Source organism: Arthrobacter sp. MMS24-T111 (assembly GCF_054888995.1).
This window is the reverse complement of record NZ_JBTZRO010000001.1, coordinates 189741-205628: the sequence shown is the minus strand read 5'-3', so window position 1 is coordinate 205628 and position 15888 is coordinate 189741. Positions and strand designations below refer to the sequence as shown.

The window sequence follows — 15888 nt, the reverse complement described above, 5'->3', positions numbered from 1 at the left end:
CGGCGCCGGGCGCCCTTTGCGGTCCCGTGCGGGTCAGGTGGCCTTAGGTACCTTCCGGAGCACGACGGCGGCGAGGACTGCCGCCGTCGCCATCAGTACCAGCCCGATTGCCGCGGTGATGTGCACGCCGGAATCGAATGCCGCCGCCGCAGCGTCCCGGACCGCGTCCGCCAGCGGTCCCGGCAGGATGGCGGCCGCTTCCATGGCGCCCGCCAGCGTTTCCCCGGCGTTGTGCAGTGCGGAGCCCGGGAGCATGCCATCCAATCCTGCCGGGAGGCGCAGGTTGTGCTGGTAGGAGGCCGTCAGGATGGAGCCCAGGACCGCCGTCCCCAGCAGTGAGCCCACCTCGTATCCTGTTTCGGAGATGGCCGCTGCGGCGCCTGACTTTTCCGGGGGCGCGGAGCCCAGGATGAGGTCATTCGAAATGGTTTCCGCCGTCCCCACGCCCAGCGCCAGGACCAGGAGCGCTGCCAGCAGCAGTGCAGGTCCGCCGTCGTGGTTTCCGAACGCCACCAGGGTGTAGCCCGTGGCACTGAAGGCCAGCCCCGCCGCCACCACGTACCCCGGACGGACCTTGCGGACCAGCGGCACCACCACAAGGCCGGCCACCACCGTGGCTGCCAGCGCCGGAATCATCGCCACGCCCGCGGCTGACGGGCTCAGGCCCTCAAGGAGCTGGAGGTGCTGGGCAAGGAACAGGATGAAGCCATTGAAGGAAAACAGGGCCAGGATGTTGGCGCTGATGGCCATGCTGAACACCCGGTTCCGGAACAGCGACATGTCCAGCAGGGGGTGTTCCAGGCGTTGCTGGCGCCGCACGAACACTACGCCCATCGCCACGCCGAACGCCATGCTGCCAAGGCCTGCCGGGCCCGGACCTTCGGTGGCAACATCCTTGATGCCGTAGACCATGGGAACCATCACCAGCATAGACAGCAGGATGCTGGGGACGTCCACCCTGCCCGGCGATGGGTCCTTGGATTCCGGGATCAAGGTTCTCCCCAGTGCCAGCAGGGGAAGCATCAGGGGTACCGCCACCAGGAACACGGCGCCCCACCAGAAATGCTCCACCAGCCAGCCGCCGAAGATTGGGCCCAAGGCCGCGCCGCCGGAGAATCCGGCAGCCCAGACGGCGACGGCCATCCGCCGGCGGTTGGGTTCAGGGAAGATGTTGCGGATCAGCGACAACGTGGAGGGCATCAGCATCGCCCCGAAGAACCCCAGGGTGGCCCGCCCGGCGATCAGCCACTCCGCGGTGGGCGCAAAAGCCGTCGCGGCGGATAACCCGGCAAAGCCCGTGCTGCCGATAATGAGCAACCGGCGCCGCCCGATCCTGTCGCCAAGGCTTCCCATTGAGACCAGGAGTCCGGCCAGTACCAGCGGATAGGCGTCGATAATCCACAGCAGGTGGACGCCGGAGGGTTCCAGGGCGCGGGTGATGGCGGGCAGGGCGAATGTCAGTGCGGTGTTGTCCACGGCGACGAGCAGCACTGGGAACATCAGCAGCCCCAGTGCGAGCCAGTCGCGCCGCGGGGAGCGCGCGGCCGCTCCGCCGGTGCGTGCGGGCGCCAGGGTCGAAGGGGAAGTCGTCATGAAATAACTATACCGTCCAGACGGTACAGTTTGAAACTTTGCCGTTTCCCGTTTCCACACCGGCGGAGGGCATGATGGGAAGCATGCCCCGAAAGCCTGTAGCCCGAGACGCGGTCCTTGACGCCTTCGAAACCCTCCTGATCGAGGTGGGGGAGCGGGCGGCCACGCTGGATGCGGTGGCCAGGAAGGCTGGGGTGTCCAAAGGTGGACTGCTCTACCACTTCCCCAACAAGGAAGCGCTCATCGAAGTGCTCCTGGACCGTTTGGACGGGCTGGCCAAGGAGGACGCCGACGCCATGGCCGGGGCCGCCGAGGGGGCGGCCGCCTACTTCATCCGCTCTTCCGTCTGGGCGGACACTCCGCTGGATCGGGCCATCGTCGCCGCCACCAGGCTGGCGGAAGTAGCGCACCAGGAAACCCGGCGCCGTTTCGCAGCCATCCAGCAGCGGTGGCTGGATGAGATCGCGGCCGACGTCGGGCCCGGACTGGCCAAGGCGGTCCTTTACATGGGGGACGGGCTGTATTTCAACGCCATGCTGTCCGTTGGCCCGGCGCCGCAAGGGGGAGCGGCCGCTGACGTGGAGGAACTCCTGGCGGCCCTGGAGCGGCTCCGCAGGTAGCCTCCGCCATTTGCCGTGAAGGGTTGCGGCATAGGACAATTGAATGTTGTGAGGGCTGTCACCGGCCCGCATGATCCAGCACATGGCTGGTTTAACAAGTGAATAGCCTTTGATCTGCGGCGGGAGAGTTCTGCCGGTGTACAGGCAGGCGCCGTAGGAGCAAATCCTCCCCAGGAATCTCGCAGGCCCCCGTACCGCCGCGGCGAGGCGCCTCTGGAAAGCAGCAGGCGGTTCCCATGGCCCCCAATCGGGGGTCTGGAGCCGGTGTGCTCACCGACGGTGCAAGCGGGTCCTGCCAGGCAGGCACCGCGGAATCTCTCAGGTCCAATACAGAGCGGGGAGGAACCCGAATCGCTGTGGCGTACCCTGCGCCGCCTGAGTAAATGGAGTTCCTTCGTGCCGGTTAGCCCAGCCTCCACCACCTTCGTAGACCGCCATATCGGCGCGCGCCGCCAGGACGACGTCGACACCATGCTCAAAGCCGTTGGCTACGACACTGTCGACTCCCTGGTTGACACCGCCGTCCCCAAGGTCATCCGCCAGGAAACCGCCCTCCGCCTGCAGGACGCCCTCAGCGAGGTGGAGGTCCTGGCCGAGCTGCGCAAGCTTGCCGCGAAAAACAAGACTGCCGTGCAGATGATCGGGCAGGGTTATTACGACACCGTGACGCCGCCGGTGATCCGCCGCAACATCCTGGAATCCCCGGCCTGGTACACCGCCTACACCCCGTACCAGCCGGAAATCTCGCAGGGCCGGCTCGAGGCGCTGCTGAACTTCCAGACCATGGTCCAGGACCTGGTGGGACTGCCCATCGCCAACGCCTCGCTGCTGGATGAATCCACCGCCGTGGCGGAGGCCGTCCTGCTGATGCGCCGCGCCAACAAGTCCGCGGCGGCCAAGGACGGCAAGACCGTCCTGGACATCGACGTGCTCCCGCAGACCATCGCCATTGTCAAGGGCCGCGCCGAGGCGCTCGGCTTCGAGGTGGAGGTCGCCGACCTCTCCCAAGGCCTGCCCGACGGCGACATCAATGGCGTCGTGCTGCAGCAGCCCGGCGCCTCCGGCCGCGTGTGGGACCAGTCCGCCGTGATCGCCGCCGCCAAGGACCGGGGCGCGCTGGTGACGGTGGCCGCCGATTTGCTGGCGCTGACCCTGATCACCCCTCCGGGCGAACAGGGCGCGGACATCGCCGTCGGCTCGGCCCAGCGTTTTGGCGTGCCGTTGTTCTTCGGCGGCCCGCACGCCGCCTACATGGCTGTCCGCAAGGGCCTGGAACGTTCCCTGCCCGGCCGCCTGGTTGGGGTGTCAAAGGACGACGCCGGTGTTCCCGCCTACCGTCTGGCTTTGCAGACCCGCGAGCAGCACATCCGCCGCGAGAAGGCCACGTCCAATATCTGCACGGCCCAGGCGCTGCTGGCCATCGTTGCGTCCATGTATGCCGTGTACCACGGCCCGGAGGGGTTGAAGGCGATCGCGGAAACGGCGCATGGCCACGCCCGTACCCTCGCCGCGGCGCTCAAGGCCGCCGGCCTGGACGTCCTGCACACCTCCTTCTTCGACACCCTGACGGTCCGCGTTGCCGGCCGCGCGTCAGCAGTGATCTCCGACGCAGAGGCCCGCGGCATCAACCTGCGGCGCATCGACGCCGACACCGTAGGCATCTCCCTCGACGAAACCACGACGCCGGCCATCGTCGCCCAGGTTGCCGACGTCTTCGGCGCCCCGGTTGCCGAGGTCCACGGCGAGGGCCAGGGCTTCGGTCTTGAGGCCGCCGTCGTGCGTTCCTCGGCCTATCTGCAGCATCCGGTGTTCAACACGCACCGGTCCGAAACCCAGTTGTTGCGTTATATCCGCAAGCTCTCTGACCGTGACCTGGCGCTGGACCGGACCATGATTCCGTTGGGTTCGTGCACCATGAAGTTGAACGCCACCGCCGAGATGGAAGCGATTTCCTGGCCGGAGTTCGCCTCGATCCACCCGTTCGCCCCGGACTCCCAGACCGAGGGCTGGCGCGAACTCATCACCGGCCTGGAAGCGGACCTTGCCGAGATCACCGGGTATGACCAGGTCTCCATCCAGCCCAACGCCGGCTCCCAGGGCGAACTCGCCGGCCTGCTGGCGATCCGCGGCTACCACCACTCCCGGGGCGAGCAGCAGCGCACCGTCTGCCTGATCCCGGCCTCGGCGCACGGCACCAACGCCGCCTCCGCCGTCCTCGCCGGCATGAAGGTCGTGGTCGTGGCCACCGCCGCTGACGGGACGATCGACCACGAGGACCTGACGGCCAAGATCGAGGCGAACAAGGATGTCCTGTCGGCCATCATGATCACCTACCCCTCCACCCACGGCGTGTTCGACGGGGATGTGAGGGAGGTCTGTGACGCCGTCCACGCCGCGGGGGGCCAGGTCTACATTGACGGGGCCAACCTGAACGCCCTGGTGGGCCTGGCCCAGCCGGGCCGGTTCGGCGGGGACGTCTCGCACCTGAACCTGCATAAGACCTTCTGCATCCCGCACGGTGGCGGGGGACCCGGTGTGGGCCCGGTCGCTGCGAAGGCGCACCTGGCACCGTTCATGCCCGGCGATGCGAACAAGGCCGCGCACGAGCCCGGGCACGGGGTGGCGATTTCGGCGTCCCGGTTCGGTTCGGCCGGGGTGCTGCCGATCTCGTGGGCGTACGTGAAGCTGATGGGCGGGCAGGGCCTGACCGAGGCCACCAAGTCCGCGCTGCTGGCCGCGAACTATGTCGCGTCCCGCCTGAACGAGTACTTCCCGGTCCTCTACACCGGTGAGGGCGGGCTGGTGGCGCACGAGTGCATCCTGGACCTGCGCGAACTCACCGCGAAGACCGGGGTCACGGCCGAGGACGTGGCCAAACGGCTGATCGACTTCGGGTTCCACGCCCCCACCCTGTCCTTCCCCGTCGCGGGCACCCTCATGGTGGAACCCACCGAGTCCGAGGACCTGGCCGAGATCGACCGCTTCATCGAAGCCATGATCACCATCCGCCAGGAAATCGACCAGGTGGCCAACGGCGACTTCGCCGTCACCGACTCACCCCTGCGCCACGCACCCCACACGGCTGCCGCCGTCGTCAGCTCCGACTGGGACCGCGCCTACCCGCGCGAGCAGGCCGCGTTCCCGGCCCACCACAAGCAGGACAAATACTTCCCGCCGGTGGGACGCATCGACGGCGCCGCCGGCGACCGCAACCTCATCTGCTCCTGCCCGCCGCTGTCCGAGTTCGAGAACTAGACCGCTCCGGTGGTTGAGCCGGCCGGCACCCGGTTTCGGCCGGCTCAACCACCGCTCCCAAAGGACTTTCAATGACTGAGAAGTACACCGCGCTCTACGACGAGCATAAAAAGCTCGGCGCCTCCTTCACGGACTTTGGCGGCTGGCAGATGCCGCTCAAGTACAGCTCCGAACTGGCCGAGCACCACGCCGTCCGCCAGGCCGCCGGGCTGTTCGACCTCTCCCACATGGGAGAAGTCTGGGTCACCGGCCCCGACGCCGCCGCCTTCCTGGACTACGCCCTGGTGGGCAAGATCTCCGCCATGGCAGTGGGCAAGGCCAAGTACTCGCTGATCTGCAACGAAGACGGCGGCATCATCGACGATCTCATCACCTACCGCCGGCCGGCAGCAGCGGATGGCACCGACGTCTTCCTGGTGGTCCCCAACGCAGGAAACGCAGACACCGTCGCAGCAGCTTTGCAGGAACGTGCCGCACGGTTCGACGTGAAGGTGGAGGACGCCTCAGCCCGCACGTCACTGATCGCCGTCCAAGGCCCGGCAGCAGAATCGATCCTGCTGCGGCTGGTTCCGGCAGCGCGGCATTCCCTGGTGACAGAGCTGAAGTACTACGCCGCCGTCGAGGTCCCCTTCCTGGTGGGCGGTGCGGGCCTGGACCTGCTGCTGGCCCGGACCGGGTACACCGGCGAGGACGGCTTCGAGATCTTCGTGGACAACGGGGACGCCCCGGGCCTCTGGCAGGCGCTGATCGCCATAGCCGACGAGGGCCAGCTCACCCCCGCAGGGCTCGCCTCCCGCGACTCCCTCCGCCTCGAAGCGGGAATGCCGCTCTACGGCAACGAACTCTCGCTGGAAGGCGACCCGTTCGCCGCCGGCCTGGGCGCCGTCGTCGCGCTGTCCAAGGAAGGCGACTTCGTCGGGAAGGCCGCGCTTGCAGCCAAGAAGGAGGCCGGTGCGGGCAGCACCTCCGGCCGCCGCCTCGTGGGGCTCACGGGCCGGGGACGCCGCGCCGGCCGCGCGCACTACCCGGTCCTGAAAGACGGCGCCACCGTCGGTGAAGTCACCTCCGGCCAGCCTTCGCCCACCCTGGGCTACCCGATCGCCATGGCCTACGTCGACGTCGAGCATTCGGCGCCGGGAACTTCCCTCGAAGTCGACCTGCGCGGTAAGGCCGAACCCTTCGAAGTCGTCGGCCTCCCGTTCTACAAGCGCCAAAAATAGCGCCGGACAGCCGGTGGTTTCGCTTGTCGAAACCCCGCCCCACCACCCGTTTTAGTTAGGAACCAATCGCATGGCTGTTGGCGTTTTTGATCTGTTTTCGATCGGGATTGGGCCTTCGTCCTCTCATACTGTGGGGCCGATGCGCGCTGCTGCCGTTTTTGCGGAGGAACTCAAGGCCTCGGGTGCGCTGGCTCACGTGGCGTCGTTGCGGGTGGATTTGTATGGCTCGTTGGCGGCCACGGGTCATGGGCACGGGACGATGACCGCGATCCTGTTGGGCTTGGAGGGGTTTCACCCGGAGTTGATCCTCCCGTCGGAGGTGGAGGAGCGGCTGGCCGCGATTGCCGGGACGGGGACCTTGCACCTCGCCGGCGCCGTGCCGCTGCCGTATGGGGTGAAGGACATGGTGCTGCGGCCCCTGACGGTATTGCCCCGGCACACGAACGGGATGACGTTCACCGTCACCGATGCTGCCGGTGCGGTGGTGCATGCCGCGACGTTCTTCTCGGTCGGTGGCGGGTTCATCGTCCGGGAGGGTGAGGAAGACGCGGCCCGGCAAGAACTGGAGGAGTCCAAGAAGGAGCTTCCGCTGCCGTTCCGGACCGCGGCGGAACTGTTGGAGCATTGCGCAGTGACCGGGTTGGGAATCGCCGACGTGATGCTGGTGAACGAAAAAGCCTCCCGCGGCGAGGAGGAGATCCGGGCCGGGTTGCTGCACATCTGGTCCGTGATGGAAGCCTGCGTCGCGGCCTCGCTGAAGCGTGAGGGCGTGTTGCCGGGCGGCTTGAAGGTCCGCCGCCGCGCCCCTGACTGGTTTGAGCGGTTGAAGAAGGAATGCGCCGACGGACAGGACACGGACCAGGACGCCGCGTGGGACGCGGGCCCGTTCGATCCCCGGTATTGGCAGGAATGGGTTAACTTGGTGGCGCTGGCCGTGAACGAGGAGAACGCATCCGGTGGCCGCGTGGTCACCGCCCCGACGAACGGGGCGGCCGGGATCATCCCTGCCGTGTTGTTCTACGCCCTGCATTTCGCTCCCGGCATGGACAAAGCCACCGGCGCTGACCGCGACGACGTCGTGGTCAAGTTCCTGCTCGCCGCCGCCGCCGTGGGGGTGCTGTACAAGGAACAGGCCTCGATCTCCGGGGCCGAGGTCGGCTGCCAGGGCGAGGTGGGTTCCGCGTCCTCGATGGCCGCCGCGGGCCTGGCCGAGGTCATGGGCGGGACCCCGGCGCAGGTGGAGAACGCCGCTGAAATCGCGATGGAACACAACCTGGGCCTGACCTGCGATCCGATCGGCGGGCTGGTGCAGGTGCCCTGCATCGAACGGAACGCGATCGCGGCCGCGAAGGCGATCAACGCCGCGAAGATGGCGCTCTGGGGTGACGGGACCCACCGGGTCTCCCTGGATGAAGTCATCATCACCATGCGCGAAACCGGCAAGGACATGTCCCACAAATACAAGGAAACCGCCATGGGCGGCCTCGCCGTCAACGTCGTCGAATGCTGACCACAGCCGCCGCTTTCCGGAACCCGGGCGGCGCTTCCTAGTTGTGGGCGGCGCTTCCTAGTTGTGGGCGGCGGCCCACCAGTTCAAGGAAGCGGCAAACACCAGCCAGGAAATGTATGGCAGCAGGAGTATCCCGGCGGTCCGGCTGATGGGACCAAAGAAGAGGACCGTGACCGCAACGGCGGAAATGAGTGCCAGGATGATGCCAAACCCAAGCCACAGGGCAAGAGTTCCAAGGGCAGGGTAGAGGGCGAAGAACGCAGGGGTCCAGGCAAGGTTGAGGAGCAACTGGATCCCGTAGGCGGTGAGGGCGCTCCGGGTCTGTTCCGTCCGCTTGCGCCACACCAGCCAGCCGGCAACAGCCATCGCCGTGTAGAGGATTCCCCAGACCGGGCCAAACACGCCGTTGGGCGGGGACCAAGGCGCCTTGTCCGCCGTCGCATACCAGCCGTTGACGTTGCTGGCCGACGCCAGTCCGCCCAACGCCGCCACCAGCAAGGATGCCACCAGGAAGGCGGCGAGCCCGGCGATTTGGATCCCGGCGCCATAGGGCCGCCCGCGCTCCACGGAAGTGCTGCTCTGGTCCCGGTCCGGCCTCATCCTCCAACCCTTGCCGACCCCGGGCAGCCCCGTCAAGGCGCCGCCCCGTGGACGGTCGGCGCCATGCCAGGCAGCGCCGGGAGAAGGGCTCCAGTGGCTGAGGCTTTAGACTTGATGCTGCATGTCCGCACGCATCCAGACCCACCGAAACCGCGCACAAACCCGATTGGACACGGCCCCCTTGCGAGAATTCACCGCACGTTTTGCCACAGCCGAGGAAATTGAGAACTGGGACAAGCACGTCACGGCCAACCCCAACGGCGGCAACATGCTGCAGTCCGCTGCCTACGCATCGGTCAAGAACGGGACCGGCTGGAAAGTCCGCTTCCTTGTCCTGGAAGCCCCGGGAAGCTCCAGCTACAACCTGGTCCTGGAAAAGTCATTTCCCATCCTCGGACGGCTCTGGTACCTCATCAAGGGCCCTGATGTTACGGCCGCCACAGACCTGAAGGCTGCCCTCGAAGCCTGTGCGGCTTTTGTCCGCAGCCGGAAACTGAACGTTTTCACCATCAAGGTGGAACCGGACATCATCGACACCGCCGGGGCGCAGCAGGACATCCATGCGGCGGGCCTTGTCAAAGCCCCCAACATCCAGTCCAACGACTCCACCGCGCTGCTGGACATCTCCGGCAGCACCGAGGACGTGTTCAAGGCGATCTCCTCGCGCGCCCGCAACGCCGTCCGGCGCGCCGAGCGCGAGGGCTGCCAGGTGGTACGGCGGGAACAGGGCCCGGAAACCTACCGCGCCCTCTACGACCTGATGGCAGACACCGTCAACGCCAAAGGCTCCATGCCCCTGCGCAGCTACGACTACTACGCCAAGTTCTGGGACGAATTCTGCAACCGTGGCCAGGGCAACTTCTTCTTCGTCTATGAGGATGGAAGGCCCAGCGTCGGAGCCTTCGTGATCAACTACGGTGCCAAGGCAACCTACAAGGACGGCGGGTCCACCCAAAACCGCAAGCAGTACGGGGACTCGCACCTGGTGCAGTGGGAAGCCATACGCCGCATGCAGGAACTCGGCTGCACCGAATACGACTTCTGCGGCACGCCGCCGGCGGCCCGGATCAAGGACAAAACCCACAACCTGTACGGGATGGGCATGTTCAAGACCAGCTTCACCAAGACCGTCACCGACTTTGTGGGCTGCTACGACTACGTCCTGTCCCCGCTGCGGCACAAGCTCTGGACCAGTGGCGGCGAAAAGGTCCTCCGCCGGATTGAAACCGCCCGGACCGGCCAGCAGTTCTACTGACCGGCATCTCCAAGGGATCCAACCCCACCGCAGCCCACGGCCGGACCGTACGCCCGTGCAGCCCGCCCCGAACACCGTCCGCCCAGCGCGTGCCCACCAGGCCGCGAAGAGTCCCGAAGAAGGTCACCCCTTGAATCCCGTTTCCGCCGCTACCGGACTTGAATACGCCACGCTCAGCGACGCCGAGTTTGAGGCCTTCGCCGTAAAGCACCCGCAAAACAGCTTCCTGCAGTCCATCGATTTTGCCCGTTTCCAGCGCGCCCGGGGCCAGCAGGTGGAACTCTTCGGCGTCCGGCGCAGCGGCGAACTCGTCGCCGCCGGCAAACTCAACTACTCGACCACCAGGTTTGGCTACACCATCTGCGAGTGCGCCAAGGGACCCCTCATGGACTACGGGGACCGCAACCTGGTGAGCGGCGTCGTCGAACTCCTCCGCAAGCACGCCGCCGGCCGCAAGGCCGCTGAACTGCGGATCTCGCCGAACATCAGGTACATCGCACGGGACGCTGACGGCGCTGAGCACCCGGACGTCGAGGACAACCGCCCGCTCGTGGCGGACTTGGAACGGCTCGGGTTCCGGCACCAGGGCCTGGACATGAACTTCGTCAACGTGAACTGGATGTTCATCAAGAGCCTCGTGGGAATCCAGGACGCTGAAGAACTCATCATGGGCACCAGCTACCGGACCCGTAAGGCCATCCGCAAGGCCGAAAAGAACGGTGTCTTCCTGGAACAAGCCACGCTGGAAACCCTGGACGATTTCTACGGGGCGTTGAGCCGGGCCGGGGACGAAAAGGGATTCACCTACCGTGAGCGCGCCTATTATGAGCACCTGCTCCGGACCACCTCGGCGCAATTCACCAAGCTCATGATGGCCAAGATCGACATCCCCGCGTACCGGAAATCCATCACCGAGCGCCTCGCGGCGGAGTCGGCCACCGCCGCGGAGCTCCGGCGTGAGGTGGACGAAACGGGCAGCAAGAAGAAGGCCAACCGGCTCAAAGTGGTCCAGGACCTGGTGGACAGCTACGAGCGGAGCCTCAAGGACATCGAACGGTTCCCGGATTCGGTGGGGACCGCCACCGTGGCAGCCATCCACTTCGTCTGCTACGGCGATGAGGTGGTGTGCGTGATCGGCGGCACCGTCCAGGACTACATCTACTTCAACGGGGCCACCTCACTGTACTGGGGCATGATGCTGCACGCCCTGGAAAAGGAGTACCCGAGGTACAACTTCTACGGCACGTTCGGCATCTCCGGCCAGGACGAGGAGGGGCACGGCGGCTACGAATTCAAGAAGGGATTCGGCGGCGAAGTGGTCCAGCTGGTGGGCGACTTCACCATGCCCGTACGGCCCGTGGTCTTCCACGCCAACCGGCTGGCCAGATCAGCCGCCGCCGCGGCCCGCTCATTGCTTGGCAAGCTGCCGCTGAAGCGCGCAGCCTGACCGTCCACACACCGCGCAGAGGGAGGAACCGGGCATGACTGACCGGCACGAACGGCCAGGGTCCAGGCCGAAGACTGACGGCTTGCCCAAGACTGAGCCGCTGACCCCTGCCCAGATGCGGCAGGACGCAGCCGCCCGGAGGATGCTGCGACGCCTGGTGCAGGGCGAGAACCCGCCCACCGCCCCCTTGAGCATCGTGGACCGCCTGGCGGGCAGCCCCTACGCCAACCCCACCATCCAGGTGGGCGGTGTTGACACATCGGCCCGCAAGACCCTGGACTTCGCGCTCCACCTGGCAGAGACCATGTTCCGCTACGGGGCGGGTGCCCTGGAGGTGGAGACCAGCATCATCGCCGTCACTGCCGCCCTGGGCCTGAAGAACATCGAGGTGGACATCACCAACCAGTCCGTGGGCATCAATTACGCCCCCAAGGACCAGACGCCCATCGCCCTGCTGCGGGTGGTGCGGTCCTGGACCAACAACTATGCGGGCCTGGCCAAGGTCCACCAGTTGGTCACGGACATCGTGGCCGGCGGCGTGGGCCGCGAGGAAGCCATCCGCCGGCTCAACGAGGCCATCACCAGCCCCAAACCGTATCCGCGCTGGATGGTCACCGCTGCATTCGGTGTCTTCGCCGCGGTGTTCGTCGGTGTGCTGGGCGGCGGTGTGGTGTCCTCCGCCATCGCGTTCGTCGCCAACATCGGGATCAGCCTGCTGGCCCGGCAACTGGGCCGCTGGCGGGTCCCGGACTTCTTCACCACGGCCAGCTGCTCGTTCGTCGTCACCATCCTTGCCTTGCTGCTCTGGCAGTTCGGGCTCACCGCATCACCGTCGATCGTGGTGGTGGGCGGCATCCTGCTGCTGCTGCCCACCGGACGGCTGGTCTCGTCCGTGCAGGACGCCATCAACGGCTTCCCGGTCACCGCCGCGGGCCGGTTCCTGTCAACCCTGCTGACCTTCGGTGCGATCGTGGCCGGTATCGCCGTGGCGTTCGTGGTGGGGGAGCTGACCGGGTTGCAGCGGATCGACGTCACGCAGACCTTCCCGCCCGCCTACGATTTGTGGGTCCTCGTCCTGTTCGTGGCCGCCGCTGTAATGGCCATCGGCATCACCGAGCAAACCACCTGGCAGCTCCTGCTGCCAACGGCGGGAGTGGGCGTTGCAGGCTACCTGGTGCTGCTGGGCGGCGGACTGCTGGGGATCGGGGACCGCTTCGCGCCGGCGCTGGCGGCCGTTGTCATCGGGCTCCTGGCGCGGGTGGTGGCACTGCGGATGGGCGCGCCGCAGCTGGTGGTGGCTGTGCCCGCGGCGCTGATCCTGCTGCCGGGGCTCACCATCTTCCGGTCCATGTATGTGCTCACGGTCGAGGAATCGGAAATCCTGAACGGCGCAGGCGGTATGCTCAGCGCCGGCGCCATCGTGCTGGGAACGGCCGGCGGGATCGTCCTGGGCGACGTGCTGGCCAGGCCGTTGACCCGGAGCCTGGCGAGCAACGAGCGCCGCCGCGCCCGGCGGCGCTAGATTTGCCCTACCGGCAACTTTTTCTCTGCCTGGAACACGTCCTCCACGCGGCCCTGCGCCCAGTACCCGGACAATGACACCTGGCGCCGCTCCAGGCCGCGCTGCTTGAAGAAGACCTCGCGCAGGGACTTCATGTAACCCCGCTCGCCGTGGGCAAAGACATCCACCGTGCCGGCCGGCCACTCCGCTCCCGCCACGGCATCCACCAGCGCCGTGCTGGAGCCTGCCGGGACATCGCCGCGGACCAGCCACCGGACCTCGAGCCCGGCCGGAGAGTTCAGGGGCTGGATGTCGGCCTCGGCGCCGACTTCCAGGAAGGCCAGCCCCACCGCGGTGGGAGGAAGCGCCTCGATGGACGCGGCAATGGCCGGCAGCGCCGCCTCATCACCGGCGAACAGATACCAGTCAGCCTCGGGATTGGGGTTGTACGCACCGCCGGGGCCGGTGAACGTGAGCGTTTCGCCGGGCCGGGCGTTAGCCGCCCACGGACCGGCCAGGCCTTCGTCGCCATGGACCACGAAGTCGATGGCGAGCTCCTTGGCCCCGGGATCCACCCAGCGCAGCGTGTAGGTGCGGGTATACGGCCACTGCTCGCGCGGCATGGTTTCCCGGACCGTCCACAAATTCAAGGGGGAGGGGTAGTCCACGCCGGGCTGCGGGAACACGATCTTTACGTAACGGTCCACGAAGGCGTTATTGACGAAGTCCCTGAATCCGTCCCCACCTGCGATGATTCGGACCATGTGCGGGGACAACTGCTCTTTACGCAGTACCGTCAGGTTGACCTGGGGGCGGTTGTTCTTCGTAGCGCTGGTGGCGGCGGGGACAGTGCTCATCAGGCAAGCCTAAGCCAGGGGCACCGCCGGGAGCTCCCAGGTTACGTCCGGCGCACCCTGTTCCCGCAGCAGCTCATTCACACGGCTGAACGGGCGGGAACCAAAGAAGCCGCGCGAGGCGGACAAGGGACTGGGATGCGCGCTGGCGACGACGGGCGCATCGGCCAGGAGGGGCCTTACCCCCTCCGCCTCCTTGCCCCACAAGACGGCGACCAAGGGCGTTCCGGACCCGTCCGCGGCGCGGCGTCCGGCCACGGCCGTGACTGCCGCCGTCGTAATGTCCTCCCAGCCCTTGCCCCGGTGGGAGCCCGCGGACCCTGCCCGGACGGTGAGCACCCGGTTCAGGAGCAGGACTCCCTGATCCGCCCAGGCGGACAGGTCGCCGTGGACCCGCGGGGGAATGCCCAGGTCCGATTCGAGTTCTCGGTAGATGTTGGCAAGGCTGCGGGGGAGCGGGCGCGTGCGCGCGTCCACGGAAAAGGAAAGGCCGACGGCGTGCCCCGGTGTGGGGTAGGGGTCCTGCCCCACAATGAGGACCTTCACGCCGGCGAGCGGCTGGCGGAAGGCGCGCAGGACGTTCGACGGCGGCGGCAGGATCTGGTGCCCGGCCGCCTCTTCACCGGCAAGGAAGGCCAGCACCGACCGCAGCTTCGCTTCGACGCCCCGCAGCGCCGACGCCCAATCCGGCGCCATGAGCTCCGCCAGGGGCAGCTTGGCCAGGTCGCTGAAGCTGGTGCCGTCCGCCGGGTCCTGCTGCAGGTCGAACAACGCATCCGATTCAAACATCGGTCCATTCTTGCAGCAGGCGCCTGCCGGCCGGGAAGTGCGTCGACGGCCGGGCCGAATGACACTCCTGTGAGACGGCCGGGCCGAATGACACTCCTGTGATTCGCCCGGTAGCATGGGGGTAAGACATTTACCGTAACCAGCGAAGGAGTGTGGCGTGGCGGAACCGGCCCGGGAACACCTGCCGGAGCAGGATCCACGGAATTCCCTGCTGGCGGATTTTCTGCTCCGTGACTCCTCCCTCACCGAGCGCGAACAGCAGATGCTGGCGCTGGAGCGGCAGTGGTGGAAGTACGCCGGGGCTAAGGAACAAGCCATCCGGGAGCTGTTCGACCTCTCCGCAACCCACTACTACCAGCTCCTCAATGCCCTGATCGACCGCGAGGATGCCTTGGCCCACGATCCCATGCTGGTCAAGAGATTGCGTAGACTACGTACGTCGCGCCACCGTGCACGCACCGCCCGCCGCCTGGGATCCGACGCTTAGCACGCCCCAGGCCGGGACCCTGGCAGCAATCAACAAGGATGTCCTTCCACCATGACCAAATACGCCCGCGATGAATTCGACAAGGTCCCCGAGGCCGCGTCGCGACAAGGTGTCCACCGGACGGCCTCGGCCCCGTCCCGGGTGCGGCTGTGGCCCATCCTCGCAGTGGGCGTGGCGGCGCTGGCCATCGGGCTGGTGTCTTTCCTGCTCCTCCCCAAGCTCGGCTTCAACGCCACGGCAACCGAGGCCTCTGCCAGCGTGGAATCCACCGCCTTGGCGGGTACCGGAGCCACCGCTTCCACACAGGCAACCACGCCCCCGGCTGCCTCAGAATCCTCGGCCACTGCCGGGCCGTCTCCAAGCAGCAGCCCGGAGCCGACGCCGTCCGCCACCCGGCAGGCCGTCGTCGACCGGACGCAGCCAGTGGCCGTCTACAACGCGGCCGGTACCGCCGGGCTGGCCAGCCGCATTGGCGGAACAGTCCAGGCTGACGGCTGGAAGCTCGGACAGGTAGGCAACTGGTCCGGTGCGCCGCAGAAATCCTCCGTGATCTATTACGCCGGTCCCCAGCAGCTGGCCAGCGCCCAGGAGCTCGCCGCGCTGTTGAACATCCCCACGGTGGTCAGCAGCACCGAGTTCCAGGTGCCGCTCGTAGTGGTCCTGGGCCCCGGGTACCGGTAGCCGGGCGGCCTCAGTTACGCCTGCATAACGTTCCCTGCCCGGGGCATGCCGCAGCCGTCGACCTGTGGCGGCCAGT

Annotated in this window: 13 protein-coding genes and 1 riboswitch; of the genes, 9 read left to right on the top strand and 4 right to left on the bottom strand. The window is 67.1% G+C overall.

Going from position 1 to position 15888, the window contains the following annotated elements; translation table 11 throughout:
- Positions 1-33 precede the first annotated feature (33 nt).
- Positions 34-1593 carry an MFS transporter gene (locus ACX5I6_RS00935; RefSeq protein ID WP_461839151.1) on the bottom strand — a complete coding sequence of 520 codons (1560 nt, stop codon included), beginning with the start codon at positions 1591-1593 and terminating at the stop codon, positions 34-36.
- A gap of 83 nt (positions 1594-1676) precedes the next feature.
- On the opposite strand from ACX5I6_RS00935, the gene ACX5I6_RS00930 reads away from it, so the two are divergent.
- The 4 genes from ACX5I6_RS00930 to ACX5I6_RS00915 all read left to right on the top strand — a co-directional run bounded on the left by ACX5I6_RS00930 (position 1677) and on the right by ACX5I6_RS00915 (position 8198).
- A complete protein-coding gene (locus ACX5I6_RS00930; protein ID WP_461839150.1) occupies positions 1677-2213 on the top strand; it encodes a TetR/AcrR family transcriptional regulator in 537 nt (178 codons plus the stop codon).
- A gap of 110 nt (positions 2214-2323) precedes the next feature.
- A riboswitch (glycine riboswitch) is annotated at positions 2324-2420 on the top strand.
- 189 nt (positions 2421-2609) lie between these two features.
- Positions 2610-5468 (top strand): aminomethyl-transferring glycine dehydrogenase, encoded by a 2859-nt coding sequence (gcvP, locus tag ACX5I6_RS00925; protein WP_461839149.1) that lies wholly within the window; start codon positions 2610-2612, stop codon positions 5466-5468.
- Positions 5469-5539: 71 nt separating this feature from the next.
- Positions 5540-6688 (top strand): glycine cleavage system aminomethyltransferase GcvT, encoded by a 1149-nt coding sequence (gene gcvT, locus ACX5I6_RS00920; protein ID WP_461839148.1) that lies wholly within the window; start codon positions 5540-5542, stop codon positions 6686-6688.
- A gap of 70 nt (positions 6689-6758) precedes the next feature.
- Positions 6759-8198 (top strand): L-serine ammonia-lyase, encoded by a 1440-nt coding sequence (locus tag ACX5I6_RS00915; RefSeq protein ID WP_461839147.1) that lies wholly within the window; start codon positions 6759-6761, stop codon positions 8196-8198.
- Positions 8199-8255: 57 nt separating this feature from the next.
- Here the strand turns inward: ACX5I6_RS00915 and ACX5I6_RS00910 are convergent, their stop codons facing one another.
- Positions 8256-8798, bottom strand: a complete 543-nt coding sequence (locus ACX5I6_RS00910) for a TspO/MBR family protein (protein WP_461839146.1) — start codon at positions 8796-8798, stop codon at positions 8256-8258.
- Between the two features lie 121 nt (positions 8799-8919).
- On the opposite strand from ACX5I6_RS00910, the gene ACX5I6_RS00905 reads away from it, so the two are divergent.
- The 3 genes from ACX5I6_RS00905 (at position 8920) to ACX5I6_RS00895 (ending at position 13022) form a co-directional block, all read left to right on the top strand.
- Positions 8920-10053, top strand: a complete 1134-nt coding sequence (locus ACX5I6_RS00905) for a lipid II:glycine glycyltransferase FemX (protein ID WP_461839145.1) — start codon at positions 8920-8922, stop codon at positions 10051-10053.
- Between the two features lie 130 nt (positions 10054-10183).
- The gene (locus tag ACX5I6_RS00900; protein ID WP_461839144.1) at positions 10184-11500 is read left to right on the top strand and encodes a peptidoglycan bridge formation glycyltransferase FemA/FemB family protein; all 1317 of its coding nucleotides are present in this window, start codon (positions 10184-10186) and stop codon (positions 11498-11500) included.
- Between the two features lie 34 nt (positions 11501-11534).
- The gene (locus ACX5I6_RS00895; protein ID WP_285249067.1) at positions 11535-13022 is read left to right on the top strand and encodes a threonine/serine exporter family protein; all 1488 of its coding nucleotides are present in this window, start codon (positions 11535-11537) and stop codon (positions 13020-13022) included.
- Here ACX5I6_RS00895 and ACX5I6_RS00890 read toward each other — a convergent pair.
- Complete coding sequence (locus ACX5I6_RS00890; protein WP_461839143.1) at positions 13019-13858, bottom strand: siderophore-interacting protein; 840 nt, start codon at positions 13856-13858, stop codon at positions 13019-13021. The two genes, ACX5I6_RS00895 and ACX5I6_RS00890, sit on opposite strands and share 4 nt — an antisense overlap.
- A gap of 9 nt (positions 13859-13867) precedes the next feature.
- Entirely contained in the window at positions 13868-14644 is a 777-nt protein-coding gene (locus tag ACX5I6_RS00885; RefSeq protein WP_461839142.1) for a uracil-DNA glycosylase, read from the bottom strand.
- A 157-nt stretch (positions 14645-14801) separates the two neighbouring features.
- On the opposite strand from ACX5I6_RS00885, the gene ACX5I6_RS00880 reads away from it, so the two are divergent.
- Together ACX5I6_RS00880 and ACX5I6_RS00875 are read left to right on the top strand one after the other, a co-directional pair.
- Entirely contained in the window at positions 14802-15131 is a 330-nt protein-coding gene (locus tag ACX5I6_RS00880) for a DUF3263 domain-containing protein (RefSeq protein ID WP_018762132.1), read from the top strand.
- Between the two features lie 51 nt (positions 15132-15182).
- Positions 15183-15812 carry a LytR C-terminal domain-containing protein gene (locus ACX5I6_RS00875; RefSeq protein ID WP_461839141.1) on the top strand — a complete coding sequence of 210 codons (630 nt, stop codon included), beginning with the start codon at positions 15183-15185 and terminating at the stop codon, positions 15810-15812.
- Positions 15813-15888 lie beyond the last annotated feature (76 nt).